A 22,559-nucleotide genomic window follows, 5' to 3' on the forward strand; every position below is an offset into this window, starting at 1 on the left:
CTTGAGGCGTTTTTGGCCTCAAGCGCTTTTCTGCAAAGCACTAGCAGCTATTGAGTTGATAGCAACCAGGGTCAAACCAGCTTCTTGAGCAGCTCGACCTTCTTGGCGTCGAACTCTTCCTGCGTGAGGATGCCCTTGGACTTGAGCTCGCCCAGCTTTTCCAGCGTGGCCATCACGTCCTCGGGCTTGACGCCTGCCGCCGCAGCAGGGGCTGCCTGCGCTGCCGTACCGCCACCTTGCAGGCCAGCCTGCAGGTTTTGCGCCAGCACCTGGCCCAGCGCCACGCCGGCGCCCAGGCCCATGGCATCGCCCGCAATGCCGCCGCCGCCACTGCCCGCGCCTTCCGCGAACTTCGGAATCGCCTGCGCCGTCTGGTACTGCATGAACTTGCCCATGTCGTTGCCGACCATGCCCATGCCGATCTTCTGGTCGAGAATTTTTTGCAGCTCTTCGGGCAGCGAGACGTTCTGCACCGTGAGGTTTTCGATCAAGAGGCCCAGCTTGGCGAAGACCGGCGCCAGCTCCTTGGTCAGCGCCTCGGCAAACATCACCTGGTTGGCCGCGAGGTCCAGAAACGGCAGGCCGCTGCCGGCAATGGCGTTGCTGATGTTCTGCAGCACCAGGCCGCGCAACTGGCCTTCCAGGTCGGCCACGGGGTAGGAATCGCGCGTGCCCGATATTTCGGTGTGGAACAGCTTGGGGTCGGCGATGCGGAAGGCGTAATTGCCAAACGCGCGCAGGCGCACGGCGCCAAAGTCCTTGTCGCGGATGGTGATGGGCTGGGGTGTGCCCCATTTCTGGTCGATCTGCTGGCGCGTGCTGAAGAAGTAGACATCGCTCTTGAAGGGCGACTCGAAAAGCTTGTCCCAGTTCTTTAGGTAGGTCAGCACCGGCAGCGTCTGCGTGGTGAGCTTGTAGGTGCCGGGGCCGAACACGTCGGCCACCTGACCTTCGTTCACGAAGATGGCCATTTGCGACTCGCGCACCGTGAGCGAGGCACCGTTCTGGATTTCCATGTCGGCCATCGGGAAGCGCCAGGCCAGCGTGCCATCCCCCTCTTCGGTCCACTGGATGATGTCAATGAACTGTTTCTTGATGAAGTCCATGAGGGCCATGCGGTGCTCCCGGTTGTGCTAAGGGGTTGGGCAAAAAGAGCGGCCATCATAGCAACGGGGGGTGACGGCGAAAGCGGCCGGTTCGGGCCGCGCGGCAGCGCTTGATAGCGGCTATCTGCGCTTTAGGCACGATCAATTGGTCGTTTCTATTGAGAATGACTACCATTTGACTGTGCCTGCTTTTCACCGCAGGCCCTGTTTGTTGAAGCCAAGGAGTTCGCCATGTCCTTCATCCGCCGCACCGCCCGCCAGAACAAGACCATGCTGATGAAGACGGGCAGCTACTACCTCATCCACATCTGCGTGGCCGCCCTGGTGGCCTATGCCGTCACGGGCAACCTGTGGGCCTCGCTCACGCTGAGCCTGCTCGAACCCACGGTGCAGGCCGTCGCCTTCTTCTTTCATGAAAAGGCCTGGGAACGGGCCGCCCGGCGCAACGCCGGCAGCGCCGCCACACTGCAGAACGCCTGAACCAACCCCACTCTTAAAGGAGCATCACCATGTACCGCGTTCCCTTGCGCAGCCGCAGCACCGCCGGTCTTGCCTTTCAGCGCTGGCTGGTGCACCGCCTGGCCGGGTTGGCGTCGACCGGCTGAAGCGCTGTTTTCGGGCCGCAGAAACAGCAATGCCCCGACAGGCGGGGCATTTGCGCGAAGGGGGTCTGGCTTTGCGGCGTGCGGCTCAGGCCTTCACGTCGAGCAGCGCGCCCATCATCTCGTCCTGTGTCTGGATGGTCTGCAGGTTGGCCTTGAACGCGTAGGTGGCTGACATCTGCTCCACGGCCTCTTTTTCCAGCGCCACGCCGTCCGCCTCTTGCTGGCGTTGCACCGTGGCGCGCACGCCCGCGCTGTCGGCCACGGCCTGCTGCGCCACCGCCTGGCGGCGGTAGCCGGGCGTGTTCATGTTGGCCACGTTGTTGGCCGAGGCATCCAGCCGCAACTGGGCGGCCTGCAGGCCCGAACTGCCAATTGAAGAAAGGGATGCCATGGAACGCCTTACAAAAAGTTGCAACAACAGACCGCATTCTGCAGCCCGCCGCGGGCTGCGCGCAAGGCCATGCGCCCATCATCCATGCGCGGCCAGCAGGCATTGCGCAAACGCCTGGGCCGCGCGCGGCGGCTGGGGCGACTTGCGCAGCACGCTGACAAACTGGCAGCGGTAGAAGAACTGCGCCGGCAGCACGGCCTGCATCTGGCCCTGGCGCTCGAAGGCTTCGGCGTAGTGGTCGGGCAGAAAACCCAGGTAGCGGCCCGAGAGGATCAGCGTGGCAATCGACTCCTGGTCGAACCCCGTGGCCTTGCGCGGCAGGCGCGCGCTGTGGCTCAGCTCCATGTTGGGCGAGTGATAGCCCAGGCCCGCAAGCTGGTAGGCGCGCAGCGATTCCCAGGTGAGCGTGGCATGGTCGGTGCCATAGAGCGGGTGCCGTGCGCCGCAGTACAGCAGCATGGTTTCGGTGAACAGGTTGGCATAGACCAGGCTTTGCGATGCCCGGTGCGCCGGGATGATGCCCACATGAAAGCTGCCGTCGATCAGCCCGCGCTCGATGGCGGGGATGGCGGCCACATGCATTTGCAGGCTCACATCCGGGGCCTGCTCGGCAAACAGCGCAATCGCATCGCCGATGTGCGCCGCCGGGTTGCTGGCGGTCTTGTCGAACACCGCCACGTCGAGGCGCCCGCCCATGCGGCGGTGGATGTCGTCGATGCTGCTGCGAAACGCATCCACCGCGCTGAGCAGGCGCAGGGTTTCGTCGTACACGCGCTGGCCTTCGGCGGTGAGGGCAAAACCCGCGCGCCCGCGCCGGCACAGCGTGAGGCCCAGGCGCGTTTCCAGGTCCTTCATGTGGCGGCTGACGGTGCTGGTGCCGATGTTCAGCTCCAGCTCGGCCGCCGACATGCCGCCGCACTCGGCCACGCTCTTGAACACCTGCAGCAGGCGCAAATCCATGTCGCTGAGCTGGCCCAGCACGGCGCGTTCACGGGGGGAAGGGACAGGCATTGCGGTGATGCGGGCAAGGGAGAAACAGCCCCCGAGACTACCAGCCCGGCTGCCCGGTTTGGCGCGAACGCAATAGCCTGAAAAGGCTACCGGCTTGGCCGGAACGGGCGCTTGTTCCGTCGCCGGGCGCTCTCTAGGATGAACCCGTCCCATGAGAAAAGAGAGTAAAACCATGACCACCGCCCTCCAGAAACTGCTTGCCGCCCCCGCGCTGGCGCTGCTGTGCACCGCCGCCTTTGCCGCCCCCGAGGCCCCCGCGCCCGTCAATCTGGTGGGCCGCGCCGTGCCCGAGATCGACAAGCTGCCGCCCGGCCAATACCGCGAACTGGTGCAGTACGGCCACGAGCTGACCACGCGCACCTTTGCCCACATCGGCCCCGAGGTGCAGGACGTGCGCCGCCGCCTGGCCGGCAACAACCTGGCCTGCGCCTCGTGCCACCAGCAAAACGCCACCAAGCCCTTTGCCATGCCCTGGAGCGGCGTGTCGGCCACCTTCCCGCAGTACCGGGGCGCGAGGACGACATCAGCACCGTGGAAGAGCGCGTCAACGGCTGCATGGAGCGCAGCATGAGCGGCAAGCCCCTGGCGCTGGACTCGCGCGAGATGAAGGCCTTTGTGACCTATATCTCGTTCCTGTCGCAGGGCATTCCGGTGGGTGCCACGGTGCAGGGCGCTGGCATGGTGCAAAGCAAGATGCCCAACCGGCGCGCCGACACGGTGGCGGGCGGCAAGGTGTACGAAGCCAAGTGCGCGGTGTGCCACGGCGCCGACGGCCAGGGCCTGCGTGCGGGCAAGGTGGGCGATGCCCAGGGCTACACCTTCCCGCCGCTGTGGGGCAACGACACCTTCAACAACGGTGCCGGCATGAACCGCCTGATCATGGCCACGCGCTTTATCAAGCACAACATGCCGCTGGGCGCCTCGCATGAAGCGCCGCAGCTGAGCGACGACGAGGCCTACGATGTGGCCGCGTTCATGCTCTCCAAGCCGCGCCCCACCAAGGCCAACCTGGAAGTGGACTTCCCGGCGCGCTGGAACAAGCCGGTGGATTCGGCCTTCCCGCCCTACCTGCTGGGCGCCACGCCCGACCAGCACCGCTTTGGCCCCTACCCGCCACTGGTGGAAAAGCAAAAGCAGATGGTGGAGCAGCTCAAGGCCGGCGCTGCGGCCGAACGCGCCAACGCAGCTGCCAAAAGCGCCCGTTAAACGTCTGAAGACTTGAGGTGTTTTGAGGCTTCAGCGCTTGCGAAATAAGCGCTGACAGCTATCCATTAAATAGCTTACAAATCCTGCGGCGGCGATGCAGGTGCGCTGCCATCGTCCAGCGCCTGCGGGTCGGCGCGCAGGATCAGGCGGGCCAGGTCGGCGGCGTGGCCGCTGCCGGTTTTCTCGGTGATGCGCTGGCGGTGCACATGCACCGTGTGGTCGCTGATGCCCAGTTGCCGCGCCACTTCCTTGTTGCTCAGGCCCAGGGCCAGCAGGCGCGCCACGTCGCGCTCGCGCGGCGACAGTCGCCCTAGCTGCTCCTGTGCAGCGGCGCGCAGCCCCTGCTGGCGCTGCGCCGCCAGGCCCGCCGCCACCGCGTGGTTCAGCGCATCCAGCAGCGCCTGCTCGCGAAAAGGCTTTTGCAGAAAGTCGATGGCGCCTGCGCGCATGGCCTGCACGGCCTGGTCGATGTCGCCGTGGCCGGTCATGAACACGATGGGAAATGCCCGCCCCAGGGCGGCCAGGCGCCGCTGCAGTTCCAGCCCGCTCATGCGCGGCATGCGGATGTCCAGCAGCAGGCAGCAGCCCTGCGGCGCGGGCGCCGGGTCGGCGTCCAGAAAATCCTGCGCCTGCGCATAGCCCACGGGCGCAAAGCCCAGCCCTTCCACCATGAACAGGGTGGAGCGCAAAAAGGCGGGGTCGTCATCGACCACATGGATGACGGGAGCGGGTGCGGTCATGGCGCGGTTTCCTGGGGGGGCGTGGGCGGGGCCAGCGGTAGCAGCAATTCAAACACCATGCCGGGGTCGCCCGCTGCACCGGCCGGGCGGGCCTGCAGTGCGCCGCCATGCGTCTCGGCAATGCCGCGGCAGATGGCCAGGCCCAGGCCCAGGCCGTCGGGGCGGGTGGTGTAGAAGGGCTCGAACAGGCGTGCGCGCGCGGCCTCGCTCAGGGGATCGCCCTGGTCTTGCACGGCGATCGCCAGATGGTCGCCCTGGCGTTCGATGTGGATGGTGATGGGGGCGTCGGCGCGGCCTGCGGCCCGGTGGGCGTCCAGCGCATTCTTGAGCAGGTTCAGCAGCACCTGCTGGATTTGCTGCGGGTCGCCCGGCACGCGCAGGTCCGCGCTGCCCGGCGCGCATTCCACGCGGATCGGCGGCGCCTGGCCCAGCAGGCCGCAAAACAGGGCCACCGCCTCGTGGGCCAGCACCACCGGGTCGCTGAGCGCGCGCACCGGCACCCGCTTGCGCGCCAGCGCGCGAATGCTCTCGATGACCCGCGTGGCGCGCTCGGTTTCCTGGCCGATGTCCTGCAGCGCCACGGCCAGCGCGTCCGGCGCGAGCTGGCCGCGCGCGGCGCGCCGCTGCACGCTGGCGGCATAGTTGGCAATGGTGGCCAGCGGGTGGCTGAGCTCGTGCGCCAGCGTGGCCGACAGCTCCCCCAGGATGGACAGGCGCGAAAGGTGGTCCATGGCCTCCTGGCCCTGCGCAATCTGCTGTGCCAGGCGCTCGCGCTCGCGCAGGCTGCGCGAGAGTTCGGACGTGCGGCGCTTGACCAGCAGCTCCACATGCAGCATGTAGGCCGCGCCCAGCAGCAGCACGGCCAGCGTGCCCGCCAGCAGATACCAGTAGCGGCCCAGCAGCGCCTGCGGGCGCGTGTCGCGCAAAAACGCATAGGGCTCGACCTGCAGCGCGCGCAGCACCTCGTGCACGCGCTGGTAGTCGGCCGGCACCGACCAGCGGCCGCCCTGGGCATCGGTGGGCTGGGTCAGCAGGGCCAGCAGCACGGTGCGGGCCAGCTCGGGCGGCGTGCTGGCCAGTGCGGCAAAAGCCCAGCCGGGGTACAGCGGCGTGGACGACCGGCAGGGCGCCGGCGCATCGGGCCGCGCGCCCACCACCACCAGCGCGCCGGGGGGCACGCGGCCGGTGCGCTCCAGCTGCTCCAGCACGCAGGTGCGCAGAATGCCCGCATCGGCCCGGCCCGCCAGCACCGCATCGGCCACGCGCTGCATCGGAAAACCGGTGAACACCCGCTGCACCGCACCGGCCTCGGCGTCCAGGCCGCTTTGCAGCCATTCGTGCGCCACCAACTGGTAGCCGCCAAACGCATCTTCGGCCACCGCCGCCACGCGCTGCCCGCGCAGGGCGTCGAGCGAGGCGGCCACTGGCGTGCCCGCCCGCACCACCACGGCCGAGCCCACGGTGTGCGCGGGGTCGTCGCTTTCGGCCGTGGTCTGGGTGGCGATGCGCGTGGCGCCATGGCGCGCCTCCAGCCGCACGTAGTGTCCGGGGTTGGTCACCACGAAATGCAGGGCCTGCTGCGCCAGCGCCGCTTCCAGCGCAACCGGGTCGAGCACTTGCAGCCGCACGCTGTGCCCCGGCAGCGCGCGCGCCAGCCCGTCGGCCAGGGGCTGCCACAGGCGCTGGGTGTCTTCGCCGTCGAGCACGGCGAGCACGCCGATGGTGATGCGGGCCGGTGCTGCAGCGGGCACGGCCTCGGCCCCGGCCAGCGGCACCGCCATCAGGCAGGCCGCCGCCAGCCCGCGCCATGCCGCGCGGGCGCATCGGAAGGGGGTGGGCCTGCGCATGGGCGAATTGTAAGCAACGCAAGCGCCCCGGTTTTGAGGTCAAAACAGGTTGAATCGCTTACAAGAATTGCGTTAACAGCTATTGTTTCAATAGCAAATCAGGTGCCATTCATGCGCGGCGGGACCGATCAATGCTTGCATAAATTCGCAAGTGAACATTGATATTGCTTTCTTTGAGCAATTGGAAACCGGGGCAACAATGGCGGCTCAGTGCCCCGGCTGGGGCCCCATCTGCATCGGAGAGACCCCATGAGCTTTGCCCCCATCGACACCCCCGCCGCTGGCGCTGCACCCCGCATGGACGCCGAGTGGCTCGACGCGCACTGGATGCCGTACACGGCCAACCGCCAGTTCAAGGCCCATCCCCGCATGATCGTGGAGGCCAGCGGCGCGTATTTCACCGACAGCGAAGGCCGCAAGATTTTTGACGGGCTCTCGGGCCTGTGGTGTTCGGGTCTGGGCCACGGCCGCCGCGAGATCGCCGAGGCCATCGGCAAGCAGGCGATGAAGCTCGACTACGCCCCCGCCTTCCAGTTTGGCCACCCGCTGTCGTTCGAGCTGGCCAACCGCGTGAAGGAACTGACGCCTGCCGGGCTCGACTATGTGTTCTTCACCGGCTCGGGGTCTGAATCGGCCGACACCTCGCTCAAGATGGCCCGCGCCTATTGGCGCGCCAAGGGCCAGGGCACCAAGACGCGCCTGATCGGCCGCGAAAAGGGCTACCACGGCGTGAACTTTGGCGGCATCTCGGTGGGCGGCATCGTGGCCAACCGCAAGCTGTTCGGCCAGGGCGTGGAGGCCGACCACCTGCCCCACACCCAGCCGCCGGCGGGCTCGTTCCACAAGGGCATGCCGCCCACGGGCAAGGAGCTGGCCGACCGCCTGCTCGACGTGATTGCACTGCACGACGCCTCGAACATTGCCGCCGTGATCGTGGAGCCATTTTCGGGTTCGGCCGGCGTGGTGATCCCGCCCGTGGGCTACCTGCAGCGCCTGCGCGAGATCTGCACGCAGAACAACATCCTGCTGATTTTTGACGAAGTGATCAGCGGCTTTGGCCGCTCGGGCGCGTTCACCGGCGCCGAGGCTTTTGGCGTGACACCTGACATCCTGAACTTTGCCAAGCAGGTCACCAACGGCGCGCAGCCGCTGGGCGGCGTGGTGGCCAGCAAGGAGATCTACGACACCTTCATGGCGGCGGGCGGCCCCGAGTACATGCTCGAATTTCCGCACGGCTACACCTACTCGGCCCACCCCGTGGCCTGCGCGGCGGGCATCGCGGCGCTCGACATCCTGCAAAAGGAAGACATGATCGGCCGCGTCAACGCCCTGGCGCCGTACTTCGAGCAGGCCGTGCACAGCCTCAAGGGCGCCAGGCATGTGGCCGACATCCGCAACTTCGGCCTGGCCGCCGGCTTCACCATTGCGCCGCTGCCCGGCGAGCCCGCCCGCCGCCCGTACGAGATTGCGATGAACTGCTGGAAGAAGGGCTTTTACGTGCGCTACGGTGGCGACACCATCCAGCTGGCACCGCCGTTCATCAGTGAAAAGGCCGAAATCGACCGCCTGATCAATGCACTGGGTGACGCGCTGGCGGAAACAGCGTAAGGGACACCAGCCGAGGCTCTGCACAATACGCTGCATTTTTAATAGCATTTAGCGCTTTACCCATAAGCGCTGGATGCTCGTTTCATGGGCCTTCCTGCTTCACAGCGCATGGCTTGCACCGGCGCCAGGAGCGGTGCACGGCACAGCGCCGCTTCGATCCTTTCGCGAACAAGTGTTTCAACCAGGCAAGCACCTTGGCGGTCCAGGGTTTTCACGGGACGAAGCCTACAATGCACCTCCCCCTTACAAGCTGACGGCCCGCCCCGAGCAGATCCACCGCGGACCCCAGCACTTTCTGAAAGCTGGAGACGCTTGATGCCCGAGAACACCACGGCCGACAACAACAACAACAACCTTCCCGACAAGCGCGCCCTGCTGCGCAAGGCTGCTCTCGAATACCACGAGTTTCCCAAACCCGGCAAGATTGCGATTGCCGCGACCAAGCAGATGGTCAACCAGCACGATCTGGCGCTGGCCTATTCGCCCGGTGTGGCCGCACCGTGTGAAGAGATCGTCAAAGACCCCAACGCCGCCTTCAAATACACCAGCCGGGGCAACCTGGTGGGCGTGGTGACCAACGGCACCGCCGTGCTGGGCCTGGGCGACATCGGCCCGCTGGCCGGCAAGCCGGTGATGGAAGGCAAGGCCGTCCTGTTCAAGAAGTTCTCGGGCATCGATGTGTTCGACATCGAGATCAACGAGAAAGACCCCGAAAAGCTGGTCGAGATCATCGCCAGCCTGGAGCCGACTTTTGGCGGCATCAACCTCGAAGACATCAAGGCGCCCGACTGCTTTTATATCGAGCGCAAGCTGCGCGAGCGCATGAAGATCCCGGTCTTTCACGACGACCAGCACGGCACGGCCATCACCGTGGGCGCGGCCATCCTCAACGGCCTCAAAGTGGCGGGCAAGGACCTGAAAAAAATCAAGCTCGTCACCTCGGGTGCGGGCGCTGCCGCACTGGCCTGCCTGGGCCTCTTGGTCAAGCTGGGCATTCCGCGCGAGAACATCTGGGTGACCGACCTGGCGGGCGTGGTCTATGAAGGCCGCACCGAGCTGATGGACGAGGACAAGGTCCAGTTCGCGCAAAAAACGTCGGCCCGTACGCTGGGCGAAGTGATCGCGGATGCCGATGTGTTTCTGGGTCTGTCGGCCGGCGGCGTGCTCAAGAAGGACATGGTGGCCAGGATGGCCGCCCGCCCGCTGATTTTTGCCCTGGCCAACCCCAACCCCGAAATCCAGCCCGAAGACGTGAAGGCCGTGCGCGATGACGCCATCATGGCGACGGGTCGCTCGGACTTCCCCAACCAGGTCAACAACGTCCTGTGCTTCCCCTACATCTTCCGGGGCGCGCTTGACTGCGGCGCCACCACCATCACGATGGAGATGGAAATCGCCGCCGTGCACGCCATCGCCGAGCTGGCCCAGGCCGAGCAGAGCGAAGTGGTGGCGGCGGCCTATGTGGGCGAGCCGCTGGCGTTTGGCCCGGAATACCTGATTCCCAAGCCGTTCGATCCGCGCCTGATGATGATGATTGCGCCGGCCGTGGCCCAGGCCGCGGCCGACAGCGGCGTGGCGCTGCGCCCGATCGCCGACATGGACGCCTACCGCGACCATCTGCAGACCTTCGTGTATGCCTCGGGCACCACCATGAAGCCCATCTTCACCGCTGCCAAGGCCGCCACCAAAAAGCGCGTGGCCTATGCCGAGGGCGAGGAAGAGCGCGTGCTGCGCGCCGCGCAGATCGTGGTGGACGAAAAAATCGCGCGCCCCACGCTGATCGGCCGCCCGGCCATCATTGCGCAGCGCATCGAGAAGTTTGGCCTGCGCCTGAAGGAGGGTCAGGACTACGACATCGTCAACGTCGAGCAGGACCACCGCTACCGCGACTTCTGGCAGACCTACCACCGCATGACGGAGCGCAAGGGCGTGACCGCCCCGATCGCCAAGATCGAGATGCGCCGGCGCCTGTCGCTGATTGGCGCCATGCTGCTGCACAAGGGCGAGGTGGATGGCCTGATCGCGGGTACCTGGGGCCACACGGCGCACCACCTCAATTACATCGACCAGGTGATCGGTAAGCGCCCCGGCGTGAACACCTTTGCCTGCATGAACGGCCTGTTGCTGCCCGACCGCCAGGTGTTTCTGGTAGACACCCACGTCAACTACGACCCCACGGCCGAGCAATTGTCGGAAATCACCATGATGGCGGCCGAGGAAATGCTGCGCTTTGGCATCAAGCCCAAGGCGGCCCTGCTGTCGCACTCCAACTTTGGCTCCAGCGACCAGCCCAGCGCCGTGAAGATGCGCCAGACGCTGGAGCTGTTGCGCGTGCAGGCGCCCTGGCTCGAAGTGGACGGCGAAATGCACGGCGACGTGGCCCTGGACGGCAAGGCGCGCGCCGCGCTCATGCCCCACAGCAGCCTCACGGGCGATGCCAACCTGCTGGTGCTGCCCAACATCGACGCCGCCAACATTTCCTACAACCTGCTCAAGACGGCAGCAGGCGGCAACATCGCCATTGGCCCGGTGCTGCTGGGGGCCGCGCAGCCGGTGCACATCCTCACCCCCAGCACCACCGTGCGGCGCATTGTCAATATGACAGCCATTACCGTGGCCGATGCCAGCGCAGCACGATAAGCCTTCAACAAATAGCGTGCACTAACTCAGGTGCACACGCAAAACCCATGGCGCCTGCCCAATCTTTGTGCAGGCGCTTGCTTTTTGGGGGGCTTTCAGCGACACTAGCCCGTTGAAATTTCGGGTTAACCCGTAGTTTCTGAAAGGTGTCGTTGATGCTCAAGGCTGTAGCCGCCCAGGTGCGAAAAGCAGGGGTTTTGTGTGTTGTGGGTGTTGCGTTGGTCCTGGGCCCGGTTGCCGGACATGCCCGGAAATCCCCGTCCTCCGACGGTTCCATTGCTTCCATCGCCGTGGCAGAACTGCCCCCCCAGGGTCGTTCGACCTATGCGCTGATCCACGATGGCGGCCCTTTTCCGTTCGACAAGGACGGAACGGTTTTTGGCAATCGTGAACGGATATTGCCGGCCCACCAGCGCGGCTATTACCGGGAATACACCGTCAAGACCCCCGGCGCGCGCAATCGAGGCGCCCGGCGCATTGTGTGTGGTGGCAAGCCCCGGTTGCCGGACGCCTGCTATTACACCAGCGACCACTACGCCAGTTTTCGCAAGATTGTCGAATGATGTCCGATGGATTGTCCGCCCGCGCCAGCCCGGGCAGCGGGCAGCGAGCCGCCTTGTTTTCCCGACCCGAATCCCGCATCCTGCGGTTTTGTGGTCAGCCAGAAGTTTTTGGACCTTATAAAGAAAGAGCAACGGAGATGCAGACGCCCCTTCGTAAAGACCATGAAACGCCACTGCGTGGCGTGCGCACCAACATCGTGCAGTCCATTCGCGCCTTTCGCGTGCAGGATCTGCAAGATGCCGCTGCCTCCCTCGGTCACCATTTTTTGTATGCCAACCTGGCCCACGCCCAGTCCAAACAGGATGTGCTGGACCTGATTGCAGCGCAGTTCACCTTTCCGTCGCATTTCGGCAAGAATTTCGACGCGCTCTACGACTGCATGACCGATCCCCTGCACAAATCGGGGCCGCAACCGGGCTTCATCGTGGTGCTGGAGCAGATTCCGGCCACCGGCAAGTTCGACAAGGAAGCACGCGAGCAGCTGCTGGACATCTTCCGTGACGCGGCAGACTTCTGGGGCGACCGCAAGATTCCCTTCCGCTGTTTCTATTCTTTTCTGTAGCCCGTTCTGCAACCACCAGCCAAGCAGAACGGGCGAACGAGGCTAAGGAAACGACCGCGGTCCAGGGCATCGCCATCGACCCGGAAACCGCCGAGAAGATGCCCACCGACAAACTGGTCGACATCTCTCCCCTGGCGCTGCGCATGAGCAGCCCGTTCAACGCGGGCTACTGGCTGACAGCCGCCTGAGCGCGCGCAAGCCGTGTGCATGTGAATGGCCCGCCCTTGGCGGGCTTTTTCATGAAAAAACCGACCCTGGCCCTTATGGAGCAAGCGCCAGGCGCTATGCTTTTTGATCCAGTGCGAGGGCCAGCGCCACATATTCGTGCACCGGCACTTCTTCTGCGCGGCGCTGGGTGTCGAAGTGGCCGGCAAAGCCCCGGCCTTCCAGCCAGCGGCCCAGGGTGTGGCGCAGCAGCTTGCGGCGCTGGCTGAATGCCACCTGGACCAGTTCGGACAGCAATGCCGGGCGCACCGCCGTGGGCGCGTCATGCGGCACCATGCGCACCACGGCGCTGTCCACGCGCGGCGGCGGATCAAAGCTCTCGGGCGGCACGAACAGCACGTTCTCCATCGCATAGCGCCACTGCAGCATCACGGACAGGCGCCCATAGTCGGAGGTGGCTGGCGGCGCCACCATGCGGTCTATCACCTCTTTTTGCAGCATGAAATGCTGGTCTTCGATCACCGACACATGCTCGAGCAGGTGGAACAGGATGGGCGTGGAGATGTTGTAGGGCAGGTTGCCGACCACCCGGATCCTGGGAACCTGCAGCGTGAGCGCCAGCTGCGTGAAATCGACCTTCAGCACGTCGGACTCGATGACATTGAGCTGTCCGTGCAGCCGCAGCCGCAAGGCCAGGTCCCGGTCCAGCTCGATCACCGTCAGGCGCCCCAGGCGCTCTACCAGGGGCTGGGTCAGCGCCGCCAGGCCGGGGCCGATCTCCACCATGGGCTGGCCCGGCTGGGGCGCGATGGCGCCCACGATGGCTTCGATGATGCCGCCGTCCGACAGAAAATGCTGGCCAAAGCGCTTGCGCGGAATGTGTTTCATGCAGCGGCCCGCTTCACTGCGGCGCGTCGCGGTATTCGACGTAGGCCCGGCCGCGCAACTCCTGCACCCAGGTGGCAAAGGCTTCCTCGACCTTCTTCTCGCGCACCGTGTCACGTGCCATGTCGCGCTGCTCGCGCTGGGTAAGCTTGGCCTCGCGGCGCTCCACCAGTTGGATCAGGTGCACGCCAAAACGCGAAACCAGGGGCTCGCTGACCTCGCCCGGCTTGAGCGCGTTCATGGCCTGCTCGAATTCGGGCACATAGCGGCCCGGGTTGGCCCAGCCCAGATCGCCGCCCTGCTTGGCGCTGCCATCCTGCGAATGCTCGCGCGCCAGCTCGGCAAAGTCTGCCTGGCCCGCCACGATGCGGCGCCGGTAGTCGGCCAGCCGCGCTGCGGCAGCGCTCTCCGTCAGCTGGGGGCCGGTGCGCAGCAGGATATGCCGTGCATGGCTCTGCGTCACCAGGGTGGGCACACCCGCAGTGGTCTTGTCCGCCACCTTGAGCACATGAAAACCTGCCGCAGACCGCACGGGCCCGGCAATGCCGCCCACCGGCAGCTGCGCCGTGGCGCTGACAAACAGCTCGGGATAGCGCTCGGCCGGGCGCATGCCCAGCAGCCCGCCCGCCGTCTTGGCCTCGGCAGCGTCCGAGAACTCGCCAGCCACGGTCGCGAAATCCTCGCCGGCACGCACCTTGTCCGCGGCGCGCTGGGCGCGGGCCTGGCGCTCGGCCACCTGGGCGGGGCTGGCGTTTTCGGGCACCGCCACCAGAATATGGCCCAGGTTGATCTCCTGCTTGGAGGCGTCGGCCCCCGACTGCTGTTCGCGCAGGTACTGGTCCACGTCGAGATCGCTCACGCGCACCCGGGACTGCACGTCGCGCTCGCGCAGGCGTTGCAGCAGCATCTGGTTGCGCAATTCTTCGCGAAAACGTTCCTTGCTGATGCCGTCAGCGGCCAGCCGGCGGTGCATTTCTGCCACGCTGACGCTGTTTTGCTTGGCCACGCCCTCCTCGGCCTGGCCCACGGCAAAGTCGTCCACGCGAATCCCTCCTTCACGGGCCAGCTGCAGCTGGATCTTTTCCACGATCAGTCGCTCCAGCACCTCGCGGGCCAGCAGGTCGCCGGGCGGCAGGGCAACGCCCTGCTGGGCCATCTGCTGTGCAATGCGGGCCGCGCGGGTCCGCACCTCGTTGTTGGTGACGGGTTCCGAATTGACCACCGCCACGATGAAATCGGCTTGCCGCAGTGCCGCGCTTGCACCGGGCGCGGGCAGGGTGAAGGAAGGCGCGGCAGGCGCCGTGCGAAGGCCCGCTCCCGCAGCCCCCGAGGGGCGCAGGCCCTGCGCCGCGGCGCCGGAGGTCACGAAAGAAGCCAGGCACGCCAGGCCCAAAGCAATTGCACGGTGGTTCATGGTGTCAGGTTAGTCATAGTTGCTGAAGCGGCTGGGGGTGCTGACCTGCTCACGCAGGGATTGGTAGCGCGGCACGTTCCGTTTCAGGGTATCGAGGGGGTTGGAGCCCAGGCTCAGGCGCGAAAATCCCACAAATTCGATCTGGAACAGCAGCCGGGTGTTGGAGGTGGTCACGCTGCTTTGCAGGCGTTCGATCACCACGCGGCCAATCCAGCAGCAACTGTCGTATTCAAAGCCCACCACGGTATCGACGAGCTTGCGGTCCTGCAGGCTGTAGTTCAGGCGGCCCACGGTGTACCAGCGGCCGCTGCCCTGACCCTGGCCTTTGGCGCGCTCCGGGCCGTTGCCCGCGACCTGGCCGCCCCACAAGGCGACCAGCGGCCACTGCCAGCCCACATCGATCTGTTCGCTGGAGCCGCGCTGCAGCCGGTAGACCGCGTTCACGGTGCGGTAGTTGCCCGGGCTGTAGCGCGCCCCGATGGTGGAGCGGATGGAGCGCCCTGTTTTGGGGTTGTATTGCACGGTGGAGTCAAAGCCCCACTGCGGAGTCCAGTTGATGCCCGCCCCCAGCAACACATCGGACAGGCGCTCGCTGACGGGCGCGCCACCGGGCAGCAGGGTCACGTCCTGGTCGGAGAACCGCAGGCGCTGGGCAACACCCAGGCGCACGGCTTCGGCGCCGGTGTTGGAATCGAGAAACCGCGACGTCACGCCCAGGGTGAGCAGGTTGTTGTCTGCCAGGCGGTCATTGCCGCCATACGCGTTTTCGGTGTAGATGGTGCCAAAGTTGAAGTCCGTGGCCGCCGTGTCATACAGCGGCAGGCGGCGTTGGTCGCGAAAGGGCGTGTAGGTATAGAACGCGCGGGGCTCCAGCGTTTGCGTGAAGGCGCGCCCCAGCAGGCGCGCATCGCGCTCGAACACCAGCCCGCTGTCCAGGCTGAAGGTGGGCAGGGTGCGGCTGGCCGAGCGCTCCCCGGTTTTCAACGGGTTGTCGAACTGGTATTGCGTGGCGTGCAGCTGCAGCTTGGGGATGACGAAGCCGCCCGGAGCCAGAAAGGGGCGGCTCAATTGCGCCTGCACAAAGCTGCGCTGGCCGTCGGCCGGGTTGGGCAGCGCCCGGTCCGCCTCGAAACGCGTAGTGTCGGCCACCATGCTGAAATCCAGGCCCCGACCCAGATCCTGGGGCGTGTAGCGCCACAGCAGCTGGGGCATGAGGTTGTAGGGCGGAACGATCGGCGAGGCCACATCCTGCAGGGCCTGCCACTTGAGCGTGCGCACCTGGGCCGACATGTCGCCTGACGCCCACGACAGGGATGCGTCGCTGGGCAGCAGGCGCTGGCGCAGGGGCAAGGGCGTCCGCGCGAAATCGCGCCAGTAATTGTCATCGCTCACCCGGTTGAGGTTGAGGTTCAGGCCCACGCCACCCACGGGGGTGCTGATCTGCCCCTGGTGCTGCGCCGAATAGCCCCAGCGCATGCGGTTGCGCTGGCTGTCCGAGGGCATCAGGCTGGCATCCACCTGGCCCTGGTAGTCGCTTTCAAGGTAGCGAAACTCGCCGCCGAGCTCGACGCCGCGCTTGGCCATGATTCCGCCACGCAGCGTGGCGTCGCGGTTGGGGGCAATGTTCCAGTAGTAGGGCTGCAGGTATTCAAGGCCGTTGCGGCTGTCCAGGCCCACCGTGGGCGGCAGGAAGCCGGACTTGCGCTTGTCCGACAGCGGAAAGCTGATGTACGGGATGGGCAGCACCGGCAGCCCCTTGAATTCCAGCACCCCGCCCTCGGCGGTGCCCACCTCTTCGGCCTGGTCCAGGCGGATGGTCTTGGCGCGCAGCACCCAGTCCGGTTCCCAGGTTGCGGAATCGTCCTTCTGGCAGGTGGTGTAGGTGGCGTTGTGCACCACCGAACGGTCGCGGTCCAGAAAATCCACGCGCGTTGATACGCCATGGGCGCCAGTGCCGAGAAAACGATACCGCGCGTCGCTGAAAAAGCCCTCGAACGCGTCCACATGCAGTGACAGCGCCGAGCCGTCATAGGTGTTGCCCGCCTTGTTGATGCGCACATTCCCCTGTGCCTGGGCCAGGTCGTCCGGCACGGTGTACTCCAGCCGGTCGGCACGGATCACGGTGTCGCCACGGCGCAGCTCGGCATTGCCGTCGATGACGGCCTTCACGTCGGGCTGGCCCGTGATGCGGTCGCCCGACACAAACACCGGCAACTGGGGCCGCAGGTCGGCCGGCAGGGTTTCCTGCAGTAGCGGGCTGCGACGCAGCGCCGGTGGGGCATCCCATGCGTTGGGCGCGTCGGCCTGCGCCAGCGCGGCCAGCGGCATGCCGCACCAGGCCAGCGCCACCGCGTAGGCCAGAGGCTGCAGCCCCGGCCGTGGGGCGCGCGCAGCAGCGTGCCGCACCGGCCGGGAAAGGGGTTGGAGCTTGTGCACGAAAGAGGGCTGGCGGCGGGGCACGTCGGGCAATATGGACAGGGCTTGAGAAACGGCCCGCGCCAGGCAGGGCGGGTTTGTAAAATGGGATTATCCATGAGCCACCCCTCTTCCCCCCCAACGCCCCTTGCCGCGGCATCGTCCGCCCCCGCCAGTCCCGTCAGCTGGCCCGATGCAGCCCGGCAGGCGGCGTTCGAGCAATGGCTCGCGCCACTGGTGCCAAGCCACCAGTTGCTGCCCGCCAGCCTGCGCCCGGCCTCGGCCGACGCCAGCTTTCGCCGCTACCTGCGCATCGACAGCGCATCGGGCGCCAGCTGCATCGTGATGGATGCGCCCCCGGACAAGGAAAACTGCCGCCCCTTCGTGCAGGTACAGGGCCTGATGGCCGCCGCCGGCCTGAACGTGCCGCAGATCCTGGCGTGGGATGAACCCAGCGGCTTCATGCTGCTGAGCGACCTGGGCAGCACCACGCTGATCGAGTTGCTGCGGCCCGAAGCCCCCCAGGCCGCGCTGGGCTGGTATCTGCAGGCCACCGATGTGCTGCTCGACTGGCAAAAGGCCTCCCAGCCCGGTGTGCTGCCCGCATATGACGAAGCCCTGCTGCGCCGCGAACTCGCGCTGTTTCCCGACTGGTACCTGGCCAGGCACCGTGGCATCACGCTGGATGACAGGCAGCAGACCACGCTGGCCAATGCCTTCGATGCCATCGTGGCGCACAACCTCACTGCCCCGCAGGTCTATGTGCACCGCGACTTCATGACCCGCAACCTGATGGCGCCCACCCAAGAGGGCGGCCCGCTTGGCGTGCTGGACTTCCAGGACGCCGTCTATGGCCCCATCACCTACGACATCGCCAGCCTGCTGCGCGACGCCTTCATCAGCTGGGAAGAGGAACTCATCCTCGACGTGACCGTGCGTTACTGGGAGAAGGCCCGCAAGGCCGGCCTGCTGGGCGCAAACAGCGCCAGCGGCTGGGGCGAGGACTTTGGCGAGTTTTACCGTGCCGTGGAATGGATGGGACTGCAGCGCCACCTCAAGGTGGCCGGCATCTTTGCGCGCCTCACGCTGCGCGATGGCAAGCCGAAGTACCTGGCCGATGCTCCGCGCTTCATGGGCTACATCCGCGCCACGGCCCACCGCTACCGCCAGCTGGGGCCATTGCTCAAGATGCTCGACCAGATCGAGGGCACCGAGCCCGTCACGGGTTTTGCCTACGGCCGCATGTAGCAGTGCAGCCGGACGCGCAGCCAGAAATATTGATTCAAATCAGGCTCTAGCGCTTTTTTATCAAGCGCTAATAGCTATAAATTAAGTAGCAAATGCCCCGTTTCCATTGCCCGGAGCCCCTGGCCACCGGGGCCGAGATTGACCTGCCCCCCGGCGCCGCGCGCCATGTGCAGGTGCTGCGCCTGCAGCCGGGCGACGGCATCACGCTGTTCCATGGGGGCCAGGGTGTCGACAGCCCCGGCGGCGAGTTCGATGCCACCGTGCTGCGCATGGGCCGCAGCGACGTGCGCGTGCAGGTGGGCGCCCACCACGCCATCGAACGCGAAGCCCCGCGCGCCGTGCACCTGCTGGCCGGCATCACCGCCAACGAGCGCATGGACTGGCTGGTGGAAAAAGCCACCGAGCTGGGCGTGGCCAGCATCACGCCGCTGGTGGCTGAGCGCAGCGTGCTCAAGCTCAAGGGCGAGCGCGCCGAGAAAAAACTGGCCCACTGGCAGGCCGTGGCCGTGGCCGCGTGCGAGCAATGCGGCCGCAACCGCGTGCCCGCGGTGCACGATGCGGTGGACCTGGCCGGCTGGCTGCGCGCCCAGGCGCTACTGCCCGCACCGGGCACGCGCCTGCTGCTGTCGCTGCGCGCCGGCACCGGGCCGCTGCACGCCGCCGCCGGGCCGGGCACAGGTGCGGTGGTGTTCCTGTCGGGCCCGAAGGTGGTCTGAGCGCTGCCGAGGAAGACCTGGCCCTCGCGCAGGGCTTCGCCCCGGTCACCCTGGGGCCGCGCGTGCTGCGCGCCGAAACCGCGCCGCTGGCGGCGCTGGCAGCGCTTACTCTGCAATAGATCCCGCGCCGCGCGCGCTAGCTACATGCCGTAGTCGCGCTCCACGCGTGCAATGCGCGTCTTGAAGCCCGCGTACCACTGTTCCCGGCCCCGGTGCTGGGCCTCCTGGTGCTCGGCATTCGCTTTCCAGGCGGCGATGGAGGCGAGGTCAGCCCAGTACGATACCGTGATGCCCAGGCCGTCGCGCGCCGACTCCACGCCCAGAAAACCCGGCTGCTGCGCGGCCAGCTCCACCATGCGCTCGGTCATGGCGCCATAACCCTGGTCGCCCTCGGTGCGCAGGCTGGTGAAAATCACCGCGTAATACGGCGGCGCGGGGGTGTTGGCGAGGCCGTCCATCTCAGCGCCCACCTCAGCGCGCCATTGGCACGGGCTTGATGGCGCCGCAGTTGTCCGACAGCCACTTGCCGGACTGCGCCATGTCGATCTGCTCGGGCTTGCCCGCGTTCTCCGTCTTGAATTTGAATTGGCCGGTGTAGGCCGTTGGGCCCTGCATGCTGACCGTGCCCTCACCACTGGACGGCGGCTGGCCCTGTCCACCCTTGCAGCTGAAGGCGACTTTCATGGTGTTGGCGTTGATGCGCTCCACTTTCTGCGTGCAACCCTGCTGCGGCGCAATGGCGTCCCTATCGGCCTGCTCCTGGGTGACGCAAATCTTCATCGTCTGGCCCTTGGGCCCCATGCCCACGCCCTGCTGGGCCATCATCTGTTCCATCTGCCTGCGCTGCTCGGGCGGCATGCTGGCCAGGGACTTCTGCATCTCGGCCATGGCCGCTTCCATCTGGCCGCTCTGGCTTTTCATCGTCACGCTGTGTTCCCATAGTCCGGGCCGCATTTTTTGCGCCTGGGCGTGGGCCAGGCCCAGGGCGCCGGGCAACAGCACGGCAGTGGTGACGGCAATGGCAAGCATTTGCATGGCAGGGCGCTCCGGGCAGGATGACAAGAGACCGACAGTATCCCCAAGCCGCGCCGGGCTGCCAAGGGCCTGTGCGCGGGCCCGCATCGTGCAGTGCAAGCGCGGGTTGGTCAGGCGCGCAGATGGGGCTGCGCACGCAATTGCTCGGGCGTGGTGAAGTAAGCCGCCGAATCGCCAAGCCCGGCGCGCGCCAGGGCCAGCACGTGCCGCGCCACGGTGCGCAGGTGCACCTCGTCGGGCCCGTCCATCAGGCGCAGCGCGCGGCCCCAGGTCCAGAATGCGGCCAGCGGCGTGTCGGGCGACAGGCCCATGGCGCCAAAGATCTGCATCGCGCGGTCCGCCACGCGCTGCTGCAATCGCGCGGCCACCACCTTGATGGCGGCGACTTGGGCGCGCACCTGCCGTACATCTGCCGTATCGCCCTGGTCCAGCAACCAGGCCGCATGCCACACCAAAAGGCGCGCCTGGTCGATCTCGATGCGCGACTCGGCAATCCACTCCTGCACATTCGCCTGCTCGGCTAGCGGCTTGCCAAAGGCGGTGCGCTCCAGCGCGCGCTCGGTGGCCAGGGAGAGGGCCAGCTCGCACTGGCCGATGGTGCGCATGCAGTGGTGCACGCGGCCCGGCCCCAGGCGCGCCTGGGCCATGGCAAAACCTGTGCCCCAGTCGCCCAGCAGGTGGTCGGCGGGCACGCGCACACCCTGCAGCAAGATCTCGCAATGCCCTCGGGCGCATGCTGGTGCAGCACGCTGATGTTGCGCACGATCTGCACGCCCGGTGCATCCACGGGCACCAGCACCATGCTGTGGCGGTGGTGGCTGTCGGACCCATCCGCATCGGCGTTGCGGCACAGCACGATGAGCAGCCGGCAATGCGGGTGCGCCGCACCGGTGATGAACCACTTGCGGCCGCTGAGCACCAGGTCGTCCCCCTCGCGCCGCACGGTGGTCTGCAGGTTGGTCGGGTCGGACGAGGCCACGTCGGGCTCGCTCATGGCAAAGGCCGAGCGCATGCGCCCCTCCAGCAGCGGCGTGAGCCACGCCATGCGCTGCGCGGGCGTGGCAAACCGGTGCAGCAGCTCGATGTTGCCGGTGTCGGGTGCGTGGCAGTTGAATACTTCGGCCGCCCAGGGCAGACGGCCCATGGTTTCGGCCAGCGGCGCGTAGTCGAGGTTGGACAGGCGCGTGCCCGGCTCTTCGCCCTGCAGCGTGGGCAAAAACAGGTTCCACAGGCCTTCCTCGCGCGCCAGGGCCTTGAGGTCCTCCAGAAACGGCGGCGGGTAGTCGCCCGCCTGCACCGATGCGTGCCAGGCCGCGTTGTAGGGCAGCAGGTAGCGGTCCATGAACGCCTGCAGGCGCTCACGCAGTTGCCGGGCCAGGGGAGAGGGTGCGAAGTCCATATAGGCATTGTGAAAACCCACGCGGCCCGTGTCACAACGCAGGCGACATGGGGCTTGATGCACGTCACGGTTTCACGCCAGAAATGGAGGTGGAAGCGGGTGCGGAAACGGTTGCGAAAAGGGCCAAGAAACCGGCTTTGCTAAAACTGCTTCGCTTTTCATAGCTATCAACGCTCATTGCACAAGCGCCAGAGGCTTTTTTGACTCAAACTGCCGCGCACGCAGGTACCATGGCCCGATGAGTACCCATTACGAAACCCTGCAGCAAGCCGACGCCTACCGCGAGGCATTTGCGGTCGAACCTCCAGCGGCGCTGGGCGAGCGCCATCTGTGGCCGCGCAAGCCAGGCTTTTTCATCGTGCATGCGGCCACGGCGGCGGCGCTGTCGCAGGCACCAGGCGCTACGCCTGAGGCAGAGGCGGCACCGGATGCCGCGCCTGATGCCACCGACACCGCGGCGCCCGCGCGCGTGCTGGTGCCCGCGCAGTGGGGTCTGGTGCCGCACTGGGTCAAGTCGGCGTCTGACGCCAAGCTGCGCGCGCCCAAGCTGGTCAGCGCCAAGTCGGACACCGCCTCCACCGGCACGGCGTTTCGCGATGCCTGGCTGAACGGCCAGCGCTGCATCGTGCCGATGGCCGCTTTTTATGAGGACGACCTGCGCAGCGGCAAGGCCGTGCCCACCCGCGTTGCGCGCGTGGACGGCAAGCCCATGGGCGTGGCAGGCCTGTGGGCGCGCTGGCAGGGTGCGGATGGCGAAGTCATCATCAGCTACTGCCTGCTCACGGTGAACGCCAACAACCACGCGCTGCTGCACCGCTACGGCCAGCCCGGCAGCGAAAAGAGCATGCCCGCCATACTGAACGAAGGCGCCTACGATGCGTGGCTCACGGCGCGGCCCGAAAAGGCCAAGGAGTTCATGCGCCAGTACGCGGCGCAGTGGCTGCTGGCCAACCCGGTGGAGAAGAAGGCGGACAAGGTGCCCAAGGGCTTTCTGGGCTGAGG

The 22,559-nt window shown here is 66.5% G+C and carries 19 protein-coding genes and 2 pseudogenes; 10 read left to right on the forward strand and 11 right to left on the reverse strand.

Annotated elements, in window-relative coordinates; genetic code table 11:
• Positions 1-71: 71 nt before the first annotated feature.
• The gene (locus tag CBP34_RS19020) at positions 72-1,115 is read right to left on the reverse strand and encodes an SPFH domain-containing protein (protein ID WP_094098944.1); all 1,044 of its coding nucleotides are present in this window, start codon (positions 1,113-1,115) and stop codon (positions 72-74) included.
• Between the two features lie 222 nt (positions 1,116-1,337).
• Here CBP34_RS19020 and CBP34_RS19025 point away from each other — a divergent pair, with 222 nt between their 5' ends.
• Positions 1,338-1,586, forward strand: coding sequence for a DUF2061 domain-containing protein (locus CBP34_RS19025; RefSeq protein WP_094098945.1), 249 nt, complete (start codon positions 1,338-1,340; stop codon positions 1,584-1,586).
• Between the two features lie 210 nt (positions 1,587-1,796).
• On the opposite strand, the gene CBP34_RS19030 is transcribed toward CBP34_RS19025, so the two are convergent.
• Together CBP34_RS19030 and CBP34_RS19035 are read right to left on the reverse strand one after the other, a co-directional pair.
• Entirely contained in the window at positions 1,797-2,102 is a 306-nt protein-coding gene (locus tag CBP34_RS19030) for a flagellar basal body protein (protein WP_094098946.1), read from the reverse strand.
• Between the two features lie 78 nt (positions 2,103-2,180).
• Positions 2,181-3,113: a LysR family transcriptional regulator gene (locus CBP34_RS19035; protein ID WP_208616354.1), complete on the reverse strand. Its 933-nt coding sequence runs from the start codon at positions 3,111-3,113 to the stop codon at positions 2,181-2,183.
• A gap of 172 nt (positions 3,114-3,285) precedes the next feature.
• Here CBP34_RS19035 and CBP34_RS20185 point away from each other — a divergent pair, with 172 nt between their 5' ends.
• Together CBP34_RS20185 and CBP34_RS20190 are read left to right on the forward strand one after the other, a co-directional pair.
• Entirely contained in the window at positions 3,286-3,684 is a 399-nt protein-coding gene (locus tag CBP34_RS20185; RefSeq protein ID WP_236748470.1) for a hypothetical protein, read from the forward strand.
• Positions 3,645-4,319, forward strand: a complete 675-nt coding sequence (locus CBP34_RS20190) for a c-type cytochrome (protein ID WP_418134695.1) — start codon at positions 3,645-3,647, stop codon at positions 4,317-4,319. The genes CBP34_RS20185 and CBP34_RS20190 overlap by 40 nt, the downstream gene beginning before the upstream one ends.
• Positions 4,320-4,393: 74 nt before the next feature.
• Here CBP34_RS20190 and CBP34_RS19045 read toward each other — a convergent pair whose 3' ends face one another.
• Both CBP34_RS19045 and CBP34_RS19050 read right to left on the reverse strand, forming a co-directional pair.
• Positions 4,394-5,059 carry a response regulator transcription factor gene (locus CBP34_RS19045; protein WP_094098947.1) on the reverse strand — a complete coding sequence of 222 codons (666 nt, stop codon included), beginning with the start codon at positions 5,057-5,059 and terminating at the stop codon, positions 4,394-4,396.
• Entirely contained in the window at positions 5,056-6,906 is a 1,851-nt protein-coding gene (locus CBP34_RS19050; RefSeq protein WP_094098948.1) for a sensor histidine kinase, read from the reverse strand. The genes CBP34_RS19045 and CBP34_RS19050 overlap by 4 nt, the downstream gene beginning before the upstream one ends.
• Positions 6,907-7,155: 249 nt before the next feature.
• Here CBP34_RS19050 and aptA point away from each other — a divergent pair, with 249 nt between their 5' ends.
• The 4 genes from aptA (at position 7,156) to CBP34_RS19070 (ending at position 12,280) form a co-directional block, all read left to right on the forward strand.
• Entirely contained in the window at positions 7,156-8,514 is a 1,359-nt protein-coding gene (gene aptA, locus CBP34_RS19055; RefSeq protein ID WP_086913727.1) for an omega-aminotransferase AptA, read from the forward strand.
• Between the two features lie 315 nt (positions 8,515-8,829).
• Entirely contained in the window at positions 8,830-11,154 is a 2,325-nt protein-coding gene (locus tag CBP34_RS19060) for an NADP-dependent malic enzyme (RefSeq protein ID WP_094098949.1), read from the forward strand.
• Positions 11,155-11,309: 155 nt separating this feature from the next.
• Positions 11,310-11,717, forward strand: coding sequence for a guanyl-specific ribonuclease (locus tag CBP34_RS19065; protein WP_086913725.1), 408 nt, complete (start codon positions 11,310-11,312; stop codon positions 11,715-11,717).
• A 137-nt stretch (positions 11,718-11,854) separates the two neighbouring features.
• Entirely contained in the window at positions 11,855-12,280 is a 426-nt protein-coding gene (locus tag CBP34_RS19070) for a barstar family protein (RefSeq protein ID WP_086913724.1), read from the forward strand.
• Positions 12,281-12,562: 282 nt separating this feature from the next.
• Here CBP34_RS19070 and rsmA read toward each other — a convergent pair whose 3' ends face one another.
• The 3 genes from rsmA to CBP34_RS19085 are packed head-to-tail and all read right to left on the reverse strand — an operon-like array spanning position 12,563 to position 17,180.
• Entirely contained in the window at positions 12,563-13,333 is a 771-nt protein-coding gene (rsmA, locus tag CBP34_RS19075) for a 16S rRNA (adenine(1518)-N(6)/adenine(1519)-N(6))-dimethyltransferase RsmA (RefSeq protein WP_094098950.1), read from the reverse strand.
• 13 nt (positions 13,334-13,346) lie between these two features.
• Positions 13,347-14,744 (reverse strand): peptidylprolyl isomerase, encoded by a 1,398-nt coding sequence (locus tag CBP34_RS19080; RefSeq protein ID WP_094098951.1) that lies wholly within the window; start codon positions 14,742-14,744, stop codon positions 13,347-13,349.
• 9 nt (positions 14,745-14,753) lie between these two features.
• The gene (locus tag CBP34_RS19085) at positions 14,754-17,180 is read right to left on the reverse strand and encodes an LPS-assembly protein LptD (protein WP_418134696.1); all 2,427 of its coding nucleotides are present in this window, start codon (positions 17,178-17,180) and stop codon (positions 14,754-14,756) included.
• 96 nt (positions 17,181-17,276) lie between these two features.
• Between CBP34_RS19085 and CBP34_RS19090 the strand changes: the two genes are divergently transcribed.
• Positions 17,277-18,407 (forward strand): aminoglycoside phosphotransferase family protein, encoded by a 1,131-nt coding sequence (locus CBP34_RS19090; protein ID WP_094098952.1) that lies wholly within the window; start codon positions 17,277-17,279, stop codon positions 18,405-18,407.
• Positions 18,408-18,499: 92 nt separating this feature from the next.
• Positions 18,500-19,242: pseudogene (locus tag CBP34_RS19095) on the forward strand (16S rRNA (uracil(1498)-N(3))-methyltransferase).
• A 21-nt stretch (positions 19,243-19,263) separates the two neighbouring features.
• Here the strand turns inward: CBP34_RS19095 and CBP34_RS19100 are convergent.
• The 3 genes and pseudogenes from CBP34_RS19100 to CBP34_RS19110 form a co-directional block, all read right to left on the reverse strand.
• Positions 19,264-19,581: an antibiotic biosynthesis monooxygenase family protein gene (locus CBP34_RS19100; RefSeq protein ID WP_094099278.1), complete on the reverse strand. Its 318-nt coding sequence runs from the start codon at positions 19,579-19,581 to the stop codon at positions 19,264-19,266.
• 13 nt (positions 19,582-19,594) lie between these two features.
• A complete protein-coding gene (locus CBP34_RS19105) occupies positions 19,595-20,158 on the reverse strand; it encodes a DUF3617 domain-containing protein (protein ID WP_157896514.1) in 564 nt (187 codons plus the stop codon).
• A 110-nt stretch (positions 20,159-20,268) separates the two neighbouring features.
• A pseudogene (locus CBP34_RS19110) lies at positions 20,269-21,557 on the reverse strand (acyl-CoA dehydrogenase family protein).
• A gap of 238 nt (positions 21,558-21,795) precedes the next feature.
• Between CBP34_RS19110 and CBP34_RS19115 the strand changes: the two are divergent.
• Positions 21,796-22,557, forward strand: a complete 762-nt coding sequence (locus CBP34_RS19115) for an SOS response-associated peptidase (RefSeq protein WP_094098954.1) — start codon at positions 21,796-21,798, stop codon at positions 22,555-22,557.
• Positions 22,558-22,559 lie beyond the last annotated feature (2 nt).

Origin of the sequence: Acidovorax carolinensis (assembly GCF_002157145.1) — a bacterium.
GTDB classification, from domain to species: domain Bacteria; phylum Pseudomonadota; class Gammaproteobacteria; order Burkholderiales; family Burkholderiaceae_C; genus Acidovorax; species Acidovorax carolinensis.